Source organism: Acinetobacter sp. YH18001, from assembly GCF_013416975.1.
GTDB classification, from domain to species: domain Bacteria; phylum Pseudomonadota; class Gammaproteobacteria; order Pseudomonadales; family Moraxellaceae; genus Acinetobacter; species Acinetobacter pseudolwoffii.
Map to the genome: position 1 here is coordinate 87,473 of NZ_VPEU01000005.1, position 20,826 is coordinate 108,298.

At 42.3% G+C, this 20,826-nt stretch carries 21 protein-coding genes; 10 read left to right on the forward strand and 11 right to left on the reverse strand.

Going from position 1 to position 20,826, the window contains the following annotated elements; all coding sequences use genetic code 11:
- Both FTV48_RS03330 and FTV48_RS03335 read left to right on the forward strand, forming a co-directional pair.
- Complete coding sequence (locus tag FTV48_RS03330) at nt 1-1,140, forward strand: YdcF family protein (protein ID WP_179999400.1); 1,140 nt, start codon at nt 1-3, stop codon at nt 1,138-1,140.
- Nucleotides 1,140-2,183, forward strand: a complete 1,044-nt coding sequence (locus tag FTV48_RS03335; protein WP_005097254.1) for an alpha/beta hydrolase — start codon at nt 1,140-1,142, stop codon at nt 2,181-2,183. Before FTV48_RS03330 ends, FTV48_RS03335 begins: the two co-directional genes overlap by 1 nt.
- Before the next feature lie 63 nt (nt 2,184-2,246).
- Here FTV48_RS03335 and FTV48_RS03340 read toward each other — a convergent pair whose 3' ends face one another.
- Nucleotides 2,247-3,917, reverse strand: coding sequence for an FMN-binding glutamate synthase family protein (locus FTV48_RS03340; RefSeq protein WP_005097253.1), 1,671 nt, complete (start codon nt 3,915-3,917; stop codon nt 2,247-2,249).
- A 497-nt stretch (nt 3,918-4,414) separates the two neighbouring features.
- Entirely contained in the window at nt 4,415-5,422 is a 1,008-nt protein-coding gene (locus FTV48_RS03345; protein WP_005097252.1) for a YafY family protein, read from the reverse strand.
- Between the two features lie 239 nt (nt 5,423-5,661).
- Here FTV48_RS03345 and FTV48_RS03350 point away from each other — a divergent pair, with 239 nt between their 5' ends.
- The 5 genes from FTV48_RS03350 to FTV48_RS03370 all read left to right on the forward strand — a co-directional run bounded on the left by FTV48_RS03350 (nt 5,662) and on the right by FTV48_RS03370 (nt 9,880).
- Nucleotides 5,662-7,221, forward strand: a complete 1,560-nt coding sequence (locus FTV48_RS03350; RefSeq protein ID WP_179999402.1) for a circularly permuted type 2 ATP-grasp protein — start codon at nt 5,662-5,664, stop codon at nt 7,219-7,221.
- A 22-nt stretch (nt 7,222-7,243) separates the two neighbouring features.
- Entirely contained in the window at nt 7,244-7,846 is a 603-nt protein-coding gene (locus FTV48_RS03355) for an alpha-E domain-containing protein (protein ID WP_005097250.1), read from the forward strand.
- Nucleotides 7,843-8,622 (forward strand): transglutaminase family protein, encoded by a 780-nt coding sequence (locus FTV48_RS03360; RefSeq protein ID WP_179999404.1) that lies wholly within the window; start codon nt 7,843-7,845, stop codon nt 8,620-8,622. Before FTV48_RS03355 ends, FTV48_RS03360 begins: the two co-directional genes overlap by 4 nt.
- A gap of 13 nt (nt 8,623-8,635) precedes the next feature.
- The gene (locus tag FTV48_RS03365; protein WP_005097248.1) at nt 8,636-9,370 is read left to right on the forward strand and encodes a proteasome-type protease; all 735 of its coding nucleotides are present in this window, start codon (nt 8,636-8,638) and stop codon (nt 9,368-9,370) included.
- 78 nt (nt 9,371-9,448) lie between these two features.
- Nucleotides 9,449-9,880, forward strand: coding sequence for a BLUF domain-containing protein (locus tag FTV48_RS03370; RefSeq protein ID WP_100329597.1), 432 nt, complete (start codon nt 9,449-9,451; stop codon nt 9,878-9,880).
- 47 nt (nt 9,881-9,927) lie between these two features.
- Here the strand turns inward: FTV48_RS03370 and alr are convergent, their stop codons facing one another.
- The 5 genes from alr to rpsF form a co-directional block, all read right to left on the reverse strand.
- Nucleotides 9,928-10,998 carry an alanine racemase gene (alr, locus tag FTV48_RS03375; RefSeq protein WP_100535297.1) on the reverse strand — a complete coding sequence of 357 codons (1,071 nt, stop codon included), beginning with the start codon at nt 10,996-10,998 and terminating at the stop codon, nt 9,928-9,930.
- Between the two features lie 48 nt (nt 10,999-11,046).
- Nucleotides 11,047-12,489, reverse strand: a complete 1,443-nt coding sequence (gene dnaB, locus FTV48_RS03380) for a replicative DNA helicase (protein ID WP_005097243.1) — start codon at nt 12,487-12,489, stop codon at nt 11,047-11,049.
- 216 nt (nt 12,490-12,705) lie between these two features.
- Complete coding sequence (gene rplI, locus FTV48_RS03385) at nt 12,706-13,152, reverse strand: 50S ribosomal protein L9 (RefSeq protein ID WP_004645413.1); 447 nt, start codon at nt 13,150-13,152, stop codon at nt 12,706-12,708.
- 9 nt (nt 13,153-13,161) lie between these two features.
- Nucleotides 13,162-13,389, reverse strand: a complete 228-nt coding sequence (rpsR, locus tag FTV48_RS03390) for a 30S ribosomal protein S18 (RefSeq protein WP_005097242.1) — start codon at nt 13,387-13,389, stop codon at nt 13,162-13,164.
- A gap of 12 nt (nt 13,390-13,401) precedes the next feature.
- Nucleotides 13,402-13,788, reverse strand: a complete 387-nt coding sequence (rpsF, locus tag FTV48_RS03395) for a 30S ribosomal protein S6 (protein WP_004278789.1) — start codon at nt 13,786-13,788, stop codon at nt 13,402-13,404.
- Between the two features lie 253 nt (nt 13,789-14,041).
- Here rpsF and FTV48_RS03400 point away from each other — a divergent pair, with 253 nt between their 5' ends.
- Genes FTV48_RS03400 through FTV48_RS03410 form a run of 3 tightly spaced genes read left to right on the forward strand, consistent with a single transcriptional unit; the run spans nt 14,042 to nt 16,957 of the window.
- A complete protein-coding gene (locus FTV48_RS03400) occupies nt 14,042-15,430 on the forward strand; it encodes a hypothetical protein (RefSeq protein WP_179999406.1) in 1,389 nt (462 codons plus the stop codon).
- An 11-nt stretch (nt 15,431-15,441) separates the two neighbouring features.
- On the forward strand, nt 15,442-16,155 hold the full coding sequence (locus FTV48_RS03405) for an OmpA family protein (RefSeq protein WP_218944650.1): 714 nt from the start codon (nt 15,442-15,444) through the stop codon (nt 16,153-16,155).
- Nucleotides 16,142-16,957, forward strand: a complete 816-nt coding sequence (locus FTV48_RS03410) for a hypothetical protein (RefSeq protein WP_179999410.1) — start codon at nt 16,142-16,144, stop codon at nt 16,955-16,957. The genes FTV48_RS03405 and FTV48_RS03410 overlap by 14 nt, the downstream gene beginning before the upstream one ends.
- Nucleotides 16,958-16,997: 40 nt before the next feature.
- Here FTV48_RS03410 and cyoE read toward each other — a convergent pair whose 3' ends face one another.
- From cyoE to cyoB, 4 genes are read right to left on the reverse strand one after another with little or no spacing between them, the layout of a single operon-like run.
- Complete coding sequence (gene cyoE / locus FTV48_RS03415) at nt 16,998-17,876, reverse strand: heme o synthase (protein ID WP_005097240.1); 879 nt, start codon at nt 17,874-17,876, stop codon at nt 16,998-17,000.
- Between the two features lie 10 nt (nt 17,877-17,886).
- Nucleotides 17,887-18,213, reverse strand: coding sequence for a cytochrome o ubiquinol oxidase subunit IV (locus tag FTV48_RS03420; protein WP_005097239.1), 327 nt, complete (start codon nt 18,211-18,213; stop codon nt 17,887-17,889).
- A complete protein-coding gene (gene cyoC / locus FTV48_RS03425) occupies nt 18,213-18,830 on the reverse strand; it encodes a cytochrome o ubiquinol oxidase subunit III (protein WP_005097238.1) in 618 nt (205 codons plus the stop codon). Before cyoC ends, FTV48_RS03420 begins: the two co-directional genes overlap by 1 nt.
- 4 nt (nt 18,831-18,834) lie before the next feature.
- The gene (gene cyoB / locus FTV48_RS03430) at nt 18,835-20,823 is read right to left on the reverse strand and encodes a cytochrome o ubiquinol oxidase subunit I (protein ID WP_005097237.1); all 1,989 of its coding nucleotides are present in this window, start codon (nt 20,821-20,823) and stop codon (nt 18,835-18,837) included.
- Nucleotides 20,824-20,826: the final 3 nt, after the last annotated feature.

Sequence of the window (20,826 nt, forward strand, 5' to 3'; positions counted from 1 at the left end):
ATGAATAAAACCCATTGGATGGTACGTTTGCTACAAGTGGTCACTGGACTGTTTGTACTATTCGGCTGTCTACTGGTGTTGGTTTATACCCCTTTTTACTCGCAAATGATCGTCAAGGGCTTAAACCAGTTTGTATCTTTAGAACTTAATGAAGTAGCAGCGCAAAGCCAGAAAATGGCAGCATTGAGCGAGCATGAAAATCTGGAACCTGGCTCCGATTTATGGATTGCCCGTCAGGCATATTTAAAGGTCATGGAAAAGGATATCCAACAAAACAATTCTGCCAACCTGATTCTGATTCAGGCACGTTATAAAGCGCTGCAACAGGTCATTGAAGAACATCAGCGTGAGCAGCAAAGTCAAAAGGCAGAGCAAAGTCCGCCTGCTCAAGTCCCATTATTATATTCACAAGCACCGACAGAGCCGGTTGATCCGACTGCAAATGTTCGGAAGTTGCTGGAATGGGACAGCAATGAAAACAAAGAACGTATTGAACAATATATTGAGTTCCTGAGTACGCATCCTATAGAACAAGAAGAGGCCAGCTCGGTACAAGAAACCGCTGAAGAGGAAATTCAGCAGGACCTGGCTTTACTACAAGATCAGCAACAAGTGAAACCGGCGAATAGCTCCCAGCCTTATGCCATTGTGGTGTTGGGTGGCGGTTTAACGCTAGATGAAAAGGGTGAAGAGATTGTGGTCAATCACTATACGCGTTTACGTCTGGAAACCACGCTGGCGGTAGAAAAACATTATCAGTTACCGATTGTGCTGAGTGGTGTAGAAGCGCCGTATATGCAGCGCTGGTTGAAAAACCACGATGTTGATGCCAAATTGCTGGAAGATCGCAGCATGAATACCTGTGAAAATACCCGTTTCAGTTCATTATTATTACAAAAGAAAGGTGGAGCACCGACTGTGATTCTGATTACGGATCGTTATCATATGCCACGGACCCGCCGTTTATTTGCTTTAAATGGCATACAAACCATTCCGGTAGAGGCACCGATGCCGAAGCCTTTGACACGATGGCGTCCAAGTGCGCAAAATTATGATCATAGTCGTCGTGCCAATTATGAAATGTTGGCGACCATGCGCGATATGTGGTTTGGATCTAGTGACTGTCGGGAGGTGCCATAATGTCTGATATCCCATTTTTAAATCCCACGATCCTGAAGCAACTTGATTTACCCATCCCAAGCCGGGATATAACGCCACAACTCTTGCCGCCGTTAAACCTGAATCGTAGTGATGAGCCGCCAATTGATCTGCAATCCTATCGCAAGCTGTATGGCTTTGATTTATTGGACTGCAAACACTGGCAAGGCTACGTACAGATGCCATTGTTTAAATTACATGTACAGGTATTTGAACCAAACCTGGAAAATACCCGCTTTGACAAGATTCAGGGCACTGCTTTCTTGCTGCATGGTTATCTGGAACATAGCGGGATTTATCAGCCGATTGTCAAAGAGCTGCTGGAGCAAGGTTTTAGTGTATTGACCTATGACCTGCCCGGACATGGTCTGAGTGATGGTTCACCTGCCAGCATTCAGAATTTTGATCATTATCAGCAGGTTTTGCATGCCGTACATCGCTATGTACAACATGCCGCGCAATTGCCCAAACCTTGGGTCGGCATTGGACAGAGTACCGGTGGTGCAATCTGGATGCATCACTTACTCGAATTTGCACAGCGCCGCGAAAATCCTTTTGTAGAACGGGTTTTGCTGTTATCGCCGCTGATTCGTCCTGCGAAAACAGCCTGGTGGCATAACTCGGTCGGGCTGGGCATTATTAGCCGGATCAAGCGTGAAGTTCCCCGGCATTTCAGACGCAATAACCATAATCCGGAGTTTCTGCGTTTTATCCGGCTTAAAGATCCGTTACAGCCGCGGATGATGGGTATGGACTGGATTCTGGCGATGTCGCGCTGGATGCTGGAAATGGAAGCGCGTCCGGCCTGTCGTATTCCGGTCTGGCTGGCACAGGGTGCACAGGATCAGACCGTAGACTGGCGCTATAATATCGAATTTATCCGACGTAAATTCCGTCTCCAGACCTTACTGATGCTGGAAGAAGGTTCGCATCAACTGATCAATGAACGCGCGGATATTCGTGCTGCATTGACCGGCTTGATTCCTGCCTTTCTACATGCACAGGGCAGTAAAACCTATTATTGATCTACAATTCAATGTGAAAAAAGGCGTTTGATTAAACGCCTTTTCTAATTTAACTGTATTGAGTTAAAATTTATCCAGTTTAGCCAGGTTCCACATCCGGAAGTAGAAGTTCTCCTCATCCTTATTTTCACAGGATAATAATTCTCCCTCTTTCAACCAAAAATGAATCTGCGCAAAGTTCTTTATTTCGTGATTATTCACACGTTGCGCCAGATGATGTGCCTTAATCGCCGAAGGGTGTTTCAGGCCTGCAGAAGCAATCAGTTCAGACAAGGCGTGTAAGGTGTTTTTATGATAATGAAACACGCGCTCTGCTTTGGTGGGCACATGTAAGGCCTTTTGACGATCTTTATCCTGTGTGGTGACACCGACAGGACACTGGTTGGTATGGCAGCTTTGAGCCTGAATACAGCCGACGGCAAACATGAAGCCACGTGCCGAATTTACCCAATCTGCCCCAATCGCGAGCGTGCTGGCAATATCAAATGCACTAATAATTTTACCACTTGCACCAATTTTGATTTTATCTCTTAAACCTGCACCAACAAGGGTATTATGCACAAATAGTAAACCTTCTCTTAGGGGTGCACCGACAAAGTCGATTAATTCAATGGGTGCAGCGCCCGTTCCACCTTCAGAGCCATCGACGACGATGAAATCGGGATAAATCTGGGTGTGCAGCATGGCTTTGACCATACTCATAAACTGCCAGGGCTGCCCCAGACATAGCTTGAATCCGACCGGTTTTCCGTTGGAAAGTTCACGTAATCGTTGGATGAAATTCATCATTTCAATCGGGGTGCTAAAGGCGGGATGACTAGAGGGTGATACGCAATCATGTTCACGGCTGATGCCCCGGATTTGGGCAATTTCTTCCGAGATCTTGCTTTTAGGTAAAATACCGCCATGTCCGGGTTTAGCCCCTTGTGATAACTTGATTTCAATCATTTTTACTTGCGGTAATTTGGCTTGTGCCGCAAAGCGTTCCGGATCAAACTGTCCATCTAAGGTACGGCAGCCAAAATAACCACTGCCAATTTCCCAGACCAGATCGCCCCCATATTCAAGATGATAGGGGCTGATACTGCCTTCACCGGTATCATGGAAAAAATCACCTTTTTGAGCGCCGAGATTCAGCGCACGGATTGCATTGGCACTCATACTGCCAAAGCTCATGGCTGAAATATTTAAAATGGAAGCAGAGAAGGGCTGTGTACATTGCTCATTGCCGATCAGGATACGGAAAGTTTGTGGATCGGCCACCTTACATGGCGTCAAAGAGTGACTGACAAATCTATAATTGTCTTCATAGACATTGAGAATTGAACCGAAAGGTTTATCTGAATTTTCATTTTTCGCCCGCTGGTACACCAGACTACGTTGCATACGGGAAAAGGGCAGTGCATCGCGGTCGGCTTCAATAAAATATTGACGAATCTCCGGACGAAATTCTTCGAAGATAAAGCGGAAATGTCCCATGATGGGGTAGTTTTTCAGAATAGAATGCTTGTTTTGCAGTACATCATACAAACCCAACAGGCTCAGGAGTATACTCAGAATCCACAGGGTATTCACCAAAGTTTGCGGCATAAAATAATAGATATAACGCGGCGAATAACCGATATGGAATGTGGTAAAAATCACTGCAATCAGAATGCAGGCAAACCAGACTGAATGGCGAGAAAAGAAAGTATTGAGCAGCTTGTGCCGTACTAATTGAGCAGGGTTAGCCATTGTAAAATTAAGTCCCTATTTCTACTTCTATAGGGCTTTATGATGTGCAGAGCCAGGTATCTTATGCAAGCATAGAATTGTTATTCAATTTTATAAACTTGCCAAAAATCATACCCAGACAGGCAATCAATCAGTAGCAATTGCAGATAAATTTTGCGGAAAAATTCCTATAGAAAAAATATGCAAAGCACATATATTCTATTTATTTCACAGGCAGAGTGAATGCTTTTATAGTCGATTTATCACCCATACAGGAGTTATAAACCATGACAAAAAAATCCATTCGCTTTAATAATGCCGAACTGGCTTGCTCATGTCTCAGTTCTGTTTAAATATTGAGGTTTCATCCAATCTGCATTTCGGGGTATTAGAGAAAAGCAGGTTGGTACAGCGGTAGACCACCAGAACAATCATAAAAATACAAGCATAATTCTCCAATCCCCAATCTGGGGATTTTTTTATTCTGGAATTATTAAAGCTGAATGAAATCCATTTGGTTAAGGGTTTTCCTCATCCATCTGGCTAACTGCATTGGACACCATACTGGGTTCAATATGTTTAATCTTTTTACCAAAGCTGCGCAGCCACCACACCAGTTGTGAAGTAAAAGGAACCGTTGCACTAATCAGCGACATACCATTGTCCAGTTTTTCAATCTTCTGATCTTTACTGAGCTGACTTTCCTCAAAATAATGTGCATCCGATTCCGACATGCTCAGTTTTAGCATGACATTTTCAGTAGGGTGATTGAAATCCACCCGGAAGCCCAATGCACCAGAATCGATATAGTCATCAATATCAAAATTCACCGGATGCAGGGCACGTGAATTGAGAACTACTGCCGATTTAAAACGGTGCAGGGCAAAGGTCTGAATATCAGATTTGTCATGACGGGTACAGACCAGATAAATGATGGAGCCTTTTTGCACCAAAGCCAGTGGATTGAGGATATAAGTCTTTTCTTCGCTGTTGTGACCGCGGCCCTGATAGACACATTCCAGCTGTTTGTCCTGCAACAAGCCTTCATATACCGCCTGCTGTGCAGTCTTATCCACGAAAGGTGGAATGAGCGGTTGGGTGGCTGGCACAATCCGTACCCGATTAATCCATTGGCGGACATTGTTTTGCGAGGACAGACTGCGGCGTGCCAGATCAAACCAGGGATTCATTTCTTCGATCAGGCTCGGTGGCAGCAAATGTTTTAAATGTTCTTCGACCATCATAAAGGTGACCGCCTGTGAGCTGGTCATATGCGGCAAGCTTTGCAACGGTGCATCTGAGCGCCAACGCCAGCCTTGTGGTGTGGTCTTGCTGCTTTCGATTGGAAAGCGCTGCGCAATCTGGTTCAGGTCACGCTGAATGGTACGCAGGCTGATATCAATTCCTTCGCGATTCAAGATTTCCTGTAATTCACGTGTTCCCATCCATTTGCCGGTAGAAAGACGCGACAAGATTTGCCATTGGCGATACAGGCTATTCGAGGTTTCTTTTTCTTGTGCTGACATAATTTATTTTGCTGGCGATAAAGAGGATGGGATTTAGGCTTAGACTAACACAATAAAAAAACTCTCATTTTTTCGCAAGTCTTTCTGCGCAACAATTGTCCTACAAACTAAAAACAACTTGGTAAGAAATGGCATTGAGTTCAGGGCGCATTTATTAGATTAATGGTAGTTGCAATATAGGTTCAATGGCATGGATATTGCTTTGATTTAATTATAATAGATGATAAGACGAGGTTTGTATGCTTAAAGGAAATCGGGATACAAATGTAATTGAAAAAATTGATAATTTTAGTTCCCAAAATCTTGGGAAAAATTTTATAGAGGCTAAAACAGCAACGGTATCGACTACAGCAAATCCACAACTTTTATTTCAACAGTTGTCTTCAAAATTCTTTAATGAAATGCAGGATGAGCAAGTCATGTCCAGTCAGGCAAGTCAAAGACTGGAAGAATGGTTATCCCAACACACGCTGGATGAATTGAATGCTCTGAATCAGGTGGCAAAAGAACATTTTTTACATCATGGCATTAGCTTTACGGTTTACGAAGATAAAGAGGGGGTAGAGCGAAGCATTCCTTTCGATATCATTCCACGAGTGATTGACCGCAAACAGTGGAATATGGTGGCTCTGGGGTCGGCACAACGCGTGCGCGCACTGAATCTGTTTTTACATGACATTTATCATCAACAGGATATTTTAAAAGCCAATATCATTCCTGAACTCCAGATTTTGACGCATGAGGCTTATCAGCCGCATATGTATCAACATAGCCTGAAAGGCAGGATTTATAGCCAGATTAGTGGCATTGATGTAATACGTGATTCCAAGGGCGAATTTTATGTCTTGGAGGACAATCTTAGAACGCCATCGGGTGTCTCTTATATGCTGGAATGCCGTAAGATTAGCCAAAAGCTGATGCCGAAAATATTTGAACAGTCCAAGATTGCTGGAATTGAGCAATACCCGCAGCTTTTAAAAGAAATCCTGATCGAAAATGCCCATGTCGACAAACCCTTTGTCGTAGTGCTGACGCCAGGGCGTTTTAATAGTGCTTACTATGAGCACGCCTTTCTCGCAAGAGAAATGAATGTACCGTTGGTAACATCACGTGATCTTTTTGTTGATGACTCGAAGGTTTATGTAAAAACTATACGTGGTCGCCAAAGAGTCGATGTTATTTATAGACGGGTCGATGATGCTTATCTCGATCCATTATGCTTTAAACCGGAGAGTACCCTGGGTGTACCTGGCTTAATGTCAGCTTATTTACAAAATAATGTCCTGATTGCCAACGCACCGGGTACAGGTGTCGCAGATGACAAATCGATTTATCCATATGTCGATAAAATGATTCATTTTTATTTGGGTGAACAGCCAATACTAAAAAATATTCCGACGTATCAATGTCGTAATCAGCAAGATTTAAGCTATGTGTTGGCCCATCTGGACCAGCTGGTGGTAAAAGAAGCTCAGGGTTCGGGTGGTTATGGCATGCTGATTGGGCCACAGGCTTCGAAACAGCAAATTGAATTTTTCAGGGAGAAAATTTTAGCTGCGCCGCATTTGTATATTGCGCAGCCAACTTTGGACTTATCGGTTAGTCCGACTTTGACCAATTTTGGTATTGCTGAACGTCATATTGACTTGCGCCCATTTGTCTTAAGCTCGCCTTACCGTACTGAAATTGTGCAGGGTGGCTTGACACGTGTAGCGATGCAGCCCGGTTCACTGGTGGTGAATTCATCACAGGGTGGCGGTATTAAAGATACCTGGGTAGTCGACAATTTACATTCATAATATTCCAAAGAAGGAAAATGTCATGGTTTTGCTGAATAGCAATGCACAACATATTTTTTGGTTAGGGCGTTATTTATCTCGCACTCATTTTTTATGTGCGCGCTTTCCATTTTTAGAAGACGAAGCAGCTGTGGCCTATGCACATGCTTTTTGTTTACCCGCTTTTGATGCCAGTTCCTTAAATGAATTGGTACTAGATTCAACTCAGACCGCATCTTTTAGCCAGCAGTTTAAAGTGGCTAAAGATAATATTCAGGAACTACGCGGAGTATTGTCTGCATCAGGCTATGCAGAACTAATGAAACTGATCAAAACTGCAGACAAAAATGCTGGTTATATTTGTGAAGTGGTGACTGAATGTGAAGATATTCTGGAAGCTGAATCTGCCGATATTTTTCTGTTCTTTAGCCTGGGACAATGTGTCGAACAGCTCGATCATCAGTTACGACTCGGTGAAGAAACCAGTACGACACTGTGCAAGATCGATGATGTAGTCAGAATTCTAGTGGAAATGGGCTGGGGTGACCTGGAGCAATACTGGGAACAGTTGCGTACAGAACCGAACCGGATTCAGTTCTATCAGTTTAGCGACCATATCCATCAACTGTTTGAGGCAGATGTATGAAATTGATGGTGAATCACCAAACGCATTATATGTATACAGCTGAGGTGAGGAACAGTATTCAGTACATCAAAATGATGCCTTCGAGCAATGCGCATCAACGGGTGCATTCCTGGGATATTAGTGTACCGGGGAATAAAGAAATCCGAAAAGATGCCTTTCATAATCTGTGGATGACCTGTAACCAGCGTGAACCTTATTATTCCTTAACGATCATGGCGCAAGGGATTGTCGAGCTGAATCCCGCGCATCAGACTGGACTGAATGATTCAATCAATCCCAATATTTTTTTACAGCCAACCGAATCAACGCAATGTAATGCAGCAATGAAAGATTTTGCACAAGCTCATGTCCCTGCATTAAGCCGTCAACGTCTGATTGAACTGGCACAGGCCTTGCTGGAACATGTCCCTTATATTTCCAATAGCACCTCAGTGCAAGGCTCTGCCATAGATGCCTTTGAAGCACGTCAGGGGGTCTGTCAGGATCATAGTCATATTTTCATTGCCATGTGTAAATATCTGGGCTTGGCTGCCCGTTATGTTTCTGGCTATTTATATGCACAAAATGCTTCACATCTGGCCAGTCATGCCTGGGCAGAGGTGTTTGTAGAGCAGACATGGTATTGTTTTGATGTGAGTAATCTGCTGTTTACTCCAAGTTCGCATATTTATGTGGCCATTGGGCGGGATTATTGGGATGTAGCACCGGTACGTGGTGTGAGGGAGAAGGGCGGTGTGGAATCCATGCATTCCATTGTTCAGGTACTAGGATGTTAATAAGGACAAAAGAATGACGTATTGTTGTGCGCTACGTTTAGAGCAAGGTATGCTTTTTATTAGTGATACACGGACCAATGCCGGAGTAGATCATATTTCTGTCTTTCGCAAACTGTATACCTTTGGTATTCCTGGGGAGCGTATGATCGTCATACAGGCCTCCGGAAATCTGGCCACAACACAAGCCGTAATTGGGCGTATCAAAAATCAGCTAGAATTGAAGCAGGAACCCAATATACTCAGTCTGCATACCATGTTTGATGTGGCTGAACTGATCGGGAGCACGCTTAAGAGAGTCATCGCCAATGTCACCAGCGACATTTTGGAACAGAGTAATTATTATTGTAATTTACTGGTGGGTGGTCAGCTCAAAGATCAAGAAATGCAGCTCTATCATGTGTATCCGCAAGGAAATTTTATCTGTGCCACGCGGGATACGCCGTATTTCCAGATTGGCGAGAGTAAATATGGCAAGCCGATATTGGATCGCGCCTTGACTTATGATATGCCGCTGGATGAAGCTCTGCGTTGTTCGCTCATTTCATTTGCATCGACCTTACGTTCCAATGTATCGGTCGGTATGCCACTCGATGTGCTGGTGTATAAAAAAGACAGTTTAATGATGCCGAGGGGTAAACGTATTGCCGAAGATGATGAATATTTCACGTCGATCAGCCGGCAATGGTCAGACACCTTGAAAAAAGGACTGGCAGCGCTACCTGTTCCATCGAATGAATATTTTCTGTAAAAGGTATTCTGGTTCAGTTTTTTCGCGTACAGTATGAACTTCTGTGCACCAGCATAATAAAAATAGATAAGTTAGCGCATGTACCAATTTTGTTACGCCAGTAAAAGTACGTCTTCTAAAGTTGATTTGCTTGAAGATCTGACCAATATCCTGAAAGAAGCACGTGATTTTAATCATCGCTATCAAGTCACAGGAGTGCTGTATTTTGCCGATGGTTATTTTTTTCAATGTCTGGAAGGTGAGTGTTTAACCTTAAAAAGTCTGCTGCTCGAGAGACTCAATAAAGATCCTCGCCATCATGATATTAAATTGTTTGAGACCAAGGAAATCGAATATCCGAGTTTCCCCGACTGGTCGATGAAGTATATTTCTAAACGCAGTCAAATCCAGCAATTCTGTCAGGACATGGGATTTAATGACTTTAATCCTTTTGCCTTTCAGCAACATCATGTCGATGCTTTATTAGAGCAATTGAGTTTAGAGCAGGCTGAAGAACAAAAGTCAGCTTAAATAAAAAGCCCAACTTCTGTTGGACTTTTTTGGCTCTGAGGATCAACTCAAATAACTTTACGTAGCGGACGATGACTGAGTCTGCATAACAGTTCATAACCAATGGTGCCATTGGCTTCAGCAACCTCATCGACCAAACGGGTATTCCCCCAAAGTTCGACTTGAGTACCAGGTTTTACCTGCATCGCAGTTACATCAATCGCGATCATATCCATTGCTACACGACCAATGACACGCGTTTGCTGGCCATTAATCGCCACATAGTTCTGTTTCGGGAAAGCACGAGGGTAGCCATCACCATAGCCAATTGAAACAATCGCAAGTGTCATGTCTTGCTCAGCTGTAAATGTTGAACCATAACCGACATGCTCACCTGCCTTGATATGGTTGAGCGCAATCACTTCGGCAGTAAAGGTCATGACTGGTTTTAAATCCAGATCATGCACATCACGATCTGCAAATGGAGTCGCGCCATAAAGCATGATCCCGGGACGGACAAAATCAAAATGCAATTCTGGATATTTATAAATGGCTGCTGAATTACAGCATGAACCCATCAATGGTGCGCAGTCATTTTTAATTTCTAAGAATTGACGGATTTGTTCATCATTCAGCGGGTGATCAGCATCGGCATTGGCAAAATGCATCGCCAAAACACAAGTAAAACCTTCAGCTTTGAGTTGATTGATCACGTCTTTGATTACATCAATCTTAAAGCCAAGACGGTTCATCCCGCTATTCAGCTTGACCCAGACTTTCAGGTCTTTGGCGATATAAGCATCTTTATGTGCCAAGAGCCAATCGACCTGGGCCTGCTGATGCACAATCACTTCAATATTCTGATCAATCACGATTGGCATTTCGTCTGCAACAAAAACACCTTCGATGAGCGTGATCGGCTGTTGATAACCCAGTTCACGAATTTCCAGGGCTTCTTGTAAGCATGCGACACCAAAAGCATCGCTTGCACTTAAGGCTGCCAGGCAGTCTTTAACTCCATGTCCGTAAGCATTGGCTTTGACCATACTGACGATTTTAGCGGTTGGGGCAAGTTGTTTGACACGGTTTAAATTATATTGCAGTGCTGCACTGTCAATATAAACTGTAGCTTGGCGCACCCTAAATTACTCCTGGAGGGACGATGGAAATCTGATGACTGAGCTTGTTTACTCTTCATCATCATACTGAGCATAAAACTCAGGTGAGAGATTACTAAAACGGGTATATTGACCTTCGAAAGCCAGACGTACCGTACCAATCGGGCCGTTACGCTGCTTACCAATAATAATTTCAGCAGTGCCGGCTTCCTTTGATTCCTTGTTATAAACCTCGTCGCGGTAAATGAACATGATCAAATCGGCATCCTGCTCGATTGCACCGGATTCACGTAAATCGGACATCACCGGGCGTTTATTGGGGCGGTTTTCCAGGGCGCGGTTTAACTGGGAAAGTGCAATCACAGGGCACTGCATTTCTTTGGCTAAGGCTTTTAAACTTCGTGAAATTTCCGAGATCTCGCCGACACGGTTGTCGCCCATACCGGGTACTTTCATCAACTGAAGATAATCGACCATGATACAGCCGAGTTTGCCACCATGCATTTTGGCAATACGACGGGCACGGGAACGTAATTCAGTTGGTGGCAGGGCAGAGGAATCATCGATATACAGGTTTTTTTCCTGTAAATGCACAATGGTACTGGTCACTTTTGACCACTCATCGCTGTCCATTTTGCCTGAACGCAAATGCCCCTGATGCACACGGCCAAATGACGAAATCAAACGCATGGCAATCGAATCCGCTGGCATCTCCATAGAATAGACCAGCGCCGGCAGGTTGTTATTAAATAAAACGCTTTCGACCAGATTCATGGCAAAAGTGGTTTTACCCATGGACGGACGCGCTGCGACAATAATCAGGTCGCCGGATTGCATGCCTGAGGTTTTATTATCCAGTTCCACAAAACCTGTGGTTAAACCGGTAATGCTACCTTCCATTTGTGATAATTCATTCAATTTATCAAAAACATCGGCAACGACAGAGTTAATCGGTTTAGGCCCTTGCGCCTTGGCATTGTTATTATGTTGTTCTGCAATCGAGAAAATATTGGTTTCAGCCAAGTCCAGAATTTCACTGACGGTACGGCCTTTGGTGTCATAGGCATTTTGTAAAATTTCAGAGCTGACTTTAATCATGCTGCGCAGGGTGGAGAATTCTTTAATTTTGCCTGCATAGGTTTCCAGGTTGTAGAAACTCGATGGCGAGTCTGCCATGAGCTGCATCAGATATTCTTCACCACCAATGGCATCCAGCAAGTTCTGCTTGATCAGCCAGTCATGCACCAGTACCGCATCATAAGGTGAGTTTTCTTTAGAGAGTTGATCAATGGCGCGGAAAATATATTTATGTCGGGTCGCATAAAAATCATTTTCAGTCAGCACATCACCGACCTGTTCAAAAGATTCGGCAACGGTCATTAATGCAGCAAGTACGGCTTGTTCAATCGCTAAATTGTGCGGTGGAGTACGAAATTCCTTGAGATTGCTGTTCTCAGTACTGATTTCGATATTAGCGCTGGTCGGCTTTTTGCTGGCATTCGCCTGTGACATATAAATCCCTGATTTTAAATACAATGGTTAAACATTATCGGAGATGAATAGCTTTTATTCACTACGACATGAAATCATACGCGTTCTGAAATCAAATGCGAAGGGTAAATTTTCATTTGTATGGGTAATAAAATAATTTTTAAGCAGGAGATACCTGTCATTTTTTTATAGATAAAAAAAGAGCATGCTTTCGCATGCTCTTTTTGAGGCGAGAAATTACTCAGCTACGATAGTAACCAGAACTTCTGCAGTAACATCATGGTGCAATTGGATTGCGATGTTAAATTCGCCAGTGTGACGAAGTGCGCCATTTGGAAGACGTACTTCTGCACGGTCTACTTCTAGACCAGCATTTGTCAACGCGTCAGCGATGTCACGAGTACCGATAGAACCGAATAGTTTACCTTCGTCACCAGCTTTCGCAGTGATTACGATATTTACTTCGTTCAATTGGTCAGCACGTGCTTGAGCAGCAGCTAAAACATCAGCTTCAGCTTTCTCAAGTTCAGCACGACGAGCTTCAAAAGCAGCAGTGTTTGATTCTGTTGCAGCAACTGCCATACCTTGTGGGATAAGGAAGTTACGGCCATAACCAGCTTTAACTGATACTTTATCGCCTAGTTTACCTAGGTTTTTAATGCGTTGTAATAAGATAATATCCACAGCTCAACCTCACTTATGATTGTCAGTGTAAGGGATCAAAGACAAGAAGCGAGCTTGTTTAATAGCTAGCGCCAATTGACGTTGGTAACGAGCTTTAGTACCTGTAATACGGCTAGGAACAATCTTGCCGTTTTCAGTGATGTACTGTTTTAAAGTGTCGATATCTTTGTAGTCGATGTACGTAACGTTCTCAGCTGTAAAGCGGCAGAACTTGCGACGACGGTAAAAACGTGCCATGTTATGTTCTCCTTAAGCTTCAGCAGAGTCTTGAGCGTGTTGTGCTTCTTCACGTTGAGCTTTACGCGCACGTTTTTCTTCAGCACTTTTCGCCAATAGTGACTCTTCAGTGATTGCGTTTTCACGACGGATGATAAGGCTACGAATGATTGCATCGTTATAACGGAACAATTCTTCAAGCTCATCAAGAGTAGTCTGACCACACTCAACATTCATAAGAATGTAGTGAGCTTTGTGGATCTTGTTGATTGGGTAAGCCAATTGACGACGGCCCCAGTCTTCAAGACGGTGGATTTGACCTTCAGCTTCTTTGATGTGAGTTAGGTAGCGTTCTACCATACCAACGACTTGATCGCTTTGATCAGGGTGTACTAAAAGTACGATTTCGTAATGACGCATTGTCAGCTCCTTACGGTTTGGACAGCCCCAATTTAAGTAAATTGAAGCAAGGAGTCACAACCAAGGTTGTGTCGCAGTGTTTGCGAGCCAAGAATTTTAGAGGGTTTAGGTTTAAAATACAAGTCATAGCTTTGAAATAGCTAAATTCAAATATTAAGTTATATTTATTCTTTTGTGTTTATTGAAGTTTTTTTGTGGGAACAATTATTTATAGTGATACTATTCACATAATTTTATTTCCTTTCCCTCTGTCATGTTAGATTTTCTTGATGTTTTTTCCAAAATTTTTCATTTCCTTGCAATTGTAGTTATTGTTGTTTTCTTTATTTATTTTATTCGTTTAGATCGCTTGCATGAAAAGGCTAATCCTGCTTACCCAAGTTTACTGATTACAATAGGGATTGGCTTTACCTTCTTTGGTGTTGCTTTGGGGCTTGCGGGCTTTGACACAGAGGATCCAACGGGAAGTCTATCGACTCTAGTAAATGGTATTAAAACTGCATTTTGGGGGTCATTTGCAGGTATTCTTGCTTCAATTTTAATTAAATTTCATGCACTTATTAAGTTTAAAGAAAATGATACTGATTTACAGGCAGATAAGCAGGTGCAGCAGTTTTATGAAGAGCATCAAATTTTAGCAAAGCAGAGCCAATTTTTAGAAAAAATTTATACTGATAATCAAAATCATCATCAGAATTTAGTAAAAGCCATTGAAAATTTTGGCCTAAATTTAGATAAAAATAATAAAAATAATATGCAAGAAATGCTTCAATCGATCAGTAGTAGTTTAGGTGGTATTGAGCAAATTCAACGCAGTACACAAGGTTATATTGCAGGTGAAATCGCAGAATTAAGAAACGAATTTGTTTCGTTTGCACAAAAGCAAGCAGAACAGACCACTGATATTTTCATTAAGGCCCTGGAACAAGCAATTCAACGTTTCAATGAAAATTTAACAGATAGTTTGGGTGAAAACTTTAAGCAACTTAATCAATCTGTAAACCGTTTAGTAGATTGGCAGGAGCAATACGCATCTCACGTAGAACAACAGACCACAAATTATGAGGGAATGTTGTCTCAGATTGAACAGGTGAAAAATGATTTTTCAACTGTGTTGCATAATGTGGATGGTTTTAAGCAAATTATTTTACAAGTAGGGCAAGCCATTCAATCCATTGATCATACCAACTATGAGTTTAACAACCGTATTGAGCATTTCTATGGCGCTTTGGATGCAAAACTTGTAGAGGTTGATCAAACGCGTCAATTGTTTGCAGAGAGTTTTAACAAGACTGAATCGCAAATGGATAAAATCAATCAACTGACCGAAATGATCTTTACTGAAATTCATGACTATTTAGAGTCTAGTCATACGCGTGCGCTACAGATACAAACAACGTCTGCACAGCAAGCTGAGCAAATGCAAAAGCAAATGAAGCAATCATTTGAACAGACGCAGCAGCAATTAAGCGATGGTTTAAGCACGATTGAAACTCAATTGCAGCAGACATTGAATCAGTCATTGATCACACTCGCTCAGCAATTAGGTGCACTTTCAACCAAGTTTGCACAAGATTATGAGCCAATTACAGAAAATTTAAAAAATATTATCGACTCGATTGATCAGGGAGTGAGATCTTAATGTTGCCCTTTATGCGTCAGCGTGCAACGAATTCTGATCAATGGATTAGTTTAAGCGATATTATGACTGCACTGATGATGGTGTTTTTGCTTATTAGTGTCATTTACATGATACGTGTTAAAGAATCAGTCGATATCCCACGAATTTTTAAGGCGGATGAACAACAATTACATTCGCAATTAGAGCAAAAGCTACAAAGTAAATTGACCAAGTGGGGTGCAACTCTAAGTCCTGACTTAACAGTGCGCTTTAATAATGAGGAAATTCTTTTTAAGGCAGGTTCAGCAGATTTAAGTGCTGAATTTAAGCAGGCACTGAATGAATATTTCCCTATTTATATTCGTTCGGTGATGCAAGATCGTTTTGTTGATAATATTAAAGAAATTCGTATTGAAGGGCATACGTCAAGTTTCTGGGCAAAAGGTGTTGGTGAGGAAGAGGCTTATATTCGTAACATGCAGCTTTCTCAAACACGTGCACAAAATACCTTAATTTATTTACTACAAAGTTCATTATTAACAACGGTAGAAAAAGCGTGGTTAAAACGTAAATTCAGAGCAATTGGATTTTCTTCGGCTGCACCTTTAGGTAAAAATGGGCAACCTGCGAGTGGCTCTAATAGAGAGCATTACGGTGCATCACAACGTGTAGAATTTAGAGTGGTGACAACCGCTGAAGATAGAATTCGTGCTGTTGCCTATGGTGATTCAAATGCAGCTCGTTGATTTTTTAACTAGTGACTTCTTAAATGAATTAAGAAGTCAAATGAAAGCAAAGCTTTTAGATATTACTGATTTACCCTTTCGCAATGGTATTACCTACGCAGATTTATATGATTTGCATGAAGGTGTCGAGGTTGATATTGGTGATATTACAAGCTCTCCTTCGGGTTTGCTTTATTATAAAGGCGTGATGGTTTCTCTGAATATTCAGGATGCTTTTCAGGGAAATAAGCAAGAAGAGAGTCTGCCTAAATTACACATTTGTCATTGTCATAAGCTCAAAGAAATGAAGGCTGCTGGGCGTATACAGCGTTATGTGTGTTCAGCACGCACAGATAAAATTCGTAAAATTCGCTTTATTTCAAATTATACAAACCAAATTAAAAGTGGTGAGTATGATTTGGATGTCTGTAAATACTGTCTAAGTCAATTAAAGTTAAACGGCTATAAAACTTCGATGACACCGATGGAAAAAAACCAGATATCCAAAAAATTAGACTTAAGTGATTTTTATCTCAAGTTTGAGCCACAATTTTATCAGGCGATGATTCAAGTGTTATATACAGACCAAAATGATATTGTAGTTAATCAATATCAAATGGACTGGAAGTATATTTCCTATAAATACAGAAAATCGAAACAATGGCGCTGTGAAGCATGTACAAAAGATTGTACTCACGATCATGCAAATTTACATACGCATCATATTAATGGTAATAAAGCCGATAACCGTTTAATCAATTTGAGTGCTTTGTGTTATGACTGCCATGCGATGCAACCGATGCATGAACATATGAGACGTTGATTCTGAAATAAAAAAAGATAGAGACGAACTCTCTATCTTTTTAAAAAAATACTATCTGTGTAGATGGCGCAGTTGAAGTAAAGCTAAATACAATACTGATCACGGTAATCAGGATGACAGAGAACAGAAAATATTTCTTTGCCCAAAGCTGATCATTTTCAGCTTTAAATCCAATGACACCGATATACAACCAGTAAATGCACAATAGATTTAAAATGACTGCATACAACCAATTGGCATAGCCATATACAAATAATGCATTCATGGTCAGGGTGAATAACACCACATACAAAAGTGATTCGATCTTGGTACGATGAATCGAGCGCGCCACAGGCAAAATGGGAATGCCTGCATTTTTGTAATCATCAAAGCGGTAAACCGCAATTGCCCATGAGTGAGGCATTTGCCACAACGCATAACCTAAAAAGATCAGTAATGCACCCAGGTCAAATTGATTGGCCACAGCGGTATAGCCAATGACAGGCGGAGCTGCACCAGAAATACTGCCGACTACAGTTTGATGAATTGTGGTTCGTTTTGTCCATAGGCTGTAGAAACCAACATATACAACAAAACCAATCACCGCGAAAAGAAAAGCGTACGCATTTACCCAGAACCATAAAATGCTAAAACCAATGAGGCCTAAGACCAGAGCAAAAGCCAGGGCAACAGGTTCAGAGATGGTTTTGATGACCAGAGCACGATTTTGTGTGCGCTGCATTTTTTGGTCGATGTCCTGGTCAATCACGTTGTTGACCACACATCCTGATGCTACGACAAGCGTAGTACCGAGAAGGGTAATAAGCAGGAGAAGGAAATCTACAGAACCTTGAGTGGCTACGAAGTAGCCACCCAAAGTGGTAACAAAGTTACCGAAGAGAATTCCTGGCTTAGTCAGGAATAAATACTTTTTCAACATGACGACCAGTTTAGATCATCATGTTGTAGTGTAGGTAATTCATGATCCATACAGAACCTACTAAAAGAATAGCGATGGTTAAGATGGTATACACGAACGCAATCACGTTCCAGCGTTGCTCTGAAGAAGAGTTCATATGCAGGAAGTAAATTAACTGCACAAGAATCTGAGCAACCGCAGTAATCGCAATTACTGCAATCAAGATACCGCGTTCAAAACCGCCTGCCATCACCATACCGAATGGAATTACGGTAAGGATGACAGAAAGTACGAAGCCAATTGTATATTGCTTAACGTTACCGTGTGATGCACCAGCTGAGTTGTGATCGTGACTCATTACAGAACTCCCATCAAGTAAACTACGCTGAATACACAGATCCAAACGATGTCAAGGAAGTGCCAGAACAAGCTTAGGCAAGCTAGACGACGCGTGTTTGCAAGAGTCAAACCATATTTCTTGATTTGAACCATTAACACGATCATCCAGACCAGACCAGAAGTTACGTGAATACCGTGCGTACCTACCAAGGTAAAGAACGCAGATAAGAACGCACTTGTGCTTGGACCGTGACCCGCATGAACTAAGTGATTGAACTCATATAGTTCCATGCCGATGAAGATAGCACCGAATACCCAAGTAATCGCTAACCAAGTCAGTACTTTTGCAACGTCTTTTTTGTATGCAGCAAGAACTGCAAAACCAAAGGTTACAGAAGAGATCAAGAGAGCGAAGGTTTCAGTCAGAACGAAACCTAAAGAGTCGCCAAACAGGTCTCTCGCACTTGGAGTACCCACAGGAATGTGGCTACTTAAAACAGCGAACGCAATGAAGAGTGTACCGAACAGGACAAGGTCACTCATCAAGTAAGTCCAGAAACCAAAGACGGTGATGTCAGTATCATCGTGATGATGCTCATCGTGTCCGTGGTTATCGTGATGAAGTACTTCAGCCATTGTCTTAGTCCTTCTTCAAGTGTTTTTCAAGAATCGCATAGCGTTCGTTTTCAATACGCTCAACTTCAGCAGCAGGAACATAGTAATCCACTTTCTTGGTGAAAGAAGACACGATGAAGCTAATGATAGAAGCAATGAACGTAACAACTACTAACCACCAGATGTGCCAGATTAAACCGAAGCCCATTACAGTGATGAACATCGCGATAACGAAACCAGCAGCACGATTCGTTGGCATATGGATATCTTCATACTTCGTTGGTTTTGCATACGCAACACCATTTTCTTTCTCAACCCAGAAAGTATCAATACCATTGATCTTTGGAAGATGAGCAAAGTTATAGAACGGAGCAGGAGAAGATGTCGACCATTCAAGCGTACGACCATCCCATGGATCGCCAGTCAAATCTAGACGTTGGTCACGTTGTAGGAAACCAACCACAATTTGCATCACGAAACATACAATACCAAGTGCAATCAGAACTGCACCAAACATTGCAATATTTACATACGGATCCCAGTCTGGGTTGTCAAATGTATTCAAACGACGAGTCATACCCATGAAACCAAGGATATAAAGTGGCATGAATGCAAAGTAGAAACCGAAGAACCAGAACCAGAATGCTGCTTTACCCCAAGTTTCATTCAGTCTCCAACCGAACATTTTCGGCCAGTAGAAGATGATACCTGCGAACATCGCGAATACTACACCACCAATAATTACGTTATGGAAGTGAGCAATCAGGAATAAAGAGTTGTGTACCAAGAAGTCCGCTGGTGGAACTGCCATCAATACACCTGTTAAACCACCGATACCGAAAGTCACAAGGAAGCCAAGTGTCCATAGCATTGGGGTAGTGTAAACAATACGACCCTTGTACATGGTGAACAACCAAGAGAAGATCTTCACACCTGTAGGAATCGCAATAATCATGGTCATGATACCGAAGAACGCGTTAACGTTGGCACCTGCACCCATAGTAAAGAAGTGGTGAACCCATACAACGAATGACAATACTGTGATTGCTACTGTTGCATACACCATGGATTTGTAACCGAACAATGCTTTGCGCGAGTAAGTCGCAACAACTTCTGAGTAAATACCAAATGCTGGTAATACCAAGATATACACTTCTGGGTGACCCCAAGTCCAAATCAGGTTTACATACAACATTGGGCTACCACCCAGGTCATTTGTAAAGAAGTGGAAATCGAAGTAACGGTCAAGCGTTAGCATTGCAATTGTTGCAGTCAACACCGGGAAAGCCGCAATAATCAATACCGCTGTACATAAAGATGTCCAGGTAAAGATTGGCATTTCCATGAGTTTCATGCCAGGCGCACGCATTTTGATGATGGTAACAAAGAAGTTAACACCCGTTAATAGCGTACCTAGACCTGAAATTTGCAGTGCCCAGATGTAGTAGTCCATACCTACGCCTGGAGAATATTCGATACCTGACAGTGGAGGGTATGCCATCCAGCCTGTTGCAGCGAATTCACCTAACGCAAGTGAAACCATCATCAGACCCGCAGCGCCGGCAAATAACCAGAAGCTGAGTGAGTTCAATAATGGGAATGCAACGTCACGTGCACCGATTTGAAGCGGCACAGAGATGTTCATTAAACCAACTACAAGACCCATTGCCACGAAGAAGATCATGATCACGCCATGCGCGGTAAAGATCTGGTCGTAATGCTCAGGGTGTAAATAACCTTCGCCGCCACCTTTTGCAAGGAACTGCTGAAGACGCATCATGATCGCATCGGCGAAACCACGCACCAGCATGATCACAGATACGAAGATATACATGATACCAATTTTTTTATGGTCTACAGATGTGAACCATTCGTTCCACAAGTAGCCCCATTTTTTGAAGTAGGTAATACCAGCAACAACTGCGATAGCACCCAAGATCATCATTGCAACAGTTGCCAATACGATTGGATCGTAAGGAATTGCATCTGGACCTAACTTACCTAAGAAGCTCATGTC

Bases quoted from the DNA above. Each gene is read 5' to 3' on its own strand.
- FTV48_RS03330 (WP_179999400.1), top strand. From the start codon at position 1: ATGAATAAAACCCATTGGATGGTACGTTTGCTACAAGTGGTCACTGGA.
- FTV48_RS03335 (WP_005097254.1), top strand. From the start codon at position 1,140: ATGTCTGATATCCCATTTTTAAATCCCACGATCCTGAAGCAACTTGAT.
- FTV48_RS03340 (WP_005097253.1), bottom strand. From the start codon at position 3,917: ATGGCTAACCCTGCTCAATTAGTACGGCACAAGCTGCTCAATACTTTC.
- FTV48_RS03345 (WP_005097252.1), bottom strand. From the start codon at position 5,422: ATGTCAGCACAAGAAAAAGAAACCTCGAATAGCCTGTATCGCCAATGG.
- FTV48_RS03350 (WP_179999402.1), top strand. From the start codon at position 5,662: ATGCTTAAAGGAAATCGGGATACAAATGTAATTGAAAAAATTGATAAT.
- FTV48_RS03355 (WP_005097250.1), top strand. From the start codon at position 7,244: ATGGTTTTGCTGAATAGCAATGCACAACATATTTTTTGGTTAGGGCGT.
- FTV48_RS03360 (WP_179999404.1), top strand. From the start codon at position 7,843: ATGAAATTGATGGTGAATCACCAAACGCATTATATGTATACAGCTGAG.
- FTV48_RS03365 (WP_005097248.1), top strand. From the start codon at position 8,636: ATGACGTATTGTTGTGCGCTACGTTTAGAGCAAGGTATGCTTTTTATT.
- FTV48_RS03370 (WP_100329597.1), top strand. From the start codon at position 9,449: ATGTACCAATTTTGTTACGCCAGTAAAAGTACGTCTTCTAAAGTTGAT.
- dnaB (WP_005097243.1), bottom strand. From the start codon at position 12,489: ATGTCACAGGCGAATGCCAGCAAAAAGCCGACCAGCGCTAATATCGAA.
- rpsR (WP_005097242.1), bottom strand. From the start codon at position 13,389: ATGGCACGTTTTTACCGTCGTCGCAAGTTCTGCCGCTTTACAGCTGAG.
- rpsF (WP_004278789.1), bottom strand. From the start codon at position 13,788: ATGCGTCATTACGAAATCGTACTTTTAGTACACCCTGATCAAAGCGAT.
- FTV48_RS03400 (WP_179999406.1), top strand. From the start codon at position 14,042: ATGTTAGATTTTCTTGATGTTTTTTCCAAAATTTTTCATTTCCTTGCA.
- FTV48_RS03405 (WP_218944650.1), top strand. From the start codon at position 15,442: ATGCGTCAGCGTGCAACGAATTCTGATCAATGGATTAGTTTAAGCGAT.
- FTV48_RS03410 (WP_179999410.1), top strand. From the start codon at position 16,142: ATGCAGCTCGTTGATTTTTTAACTAGTGACTTCTTAAATGAATTAAGA.
- cyoE (WP_005097240.1), bottom strand. From the start codon at position 17,876: ATGTTGAAAAAGTATTTATTCCTGACTAAGCCAGGAATTCTCTTCGGT.
- FTV48_RS03420 (WP_005097239.1), bottom strand. From the start codon at position 18,213: ATGAGTCACGATCACAACTCAGCTGGTGCATCACACGGTAACGTTAAG.
- cyoC (WP_005097238.1), bottom strand. From the start codon at position 18,830: ATGGCTGAAGTACTTCATCACGATAACCACGGACACGATGAGCATCAT.
- cyoB (WP_005097237.1), bottom strand. From the start codon at position 20,823: ATGAGCTTCTTAGGTAAGTTAGGTCCAGATGCAATTCCTTACGATCCA.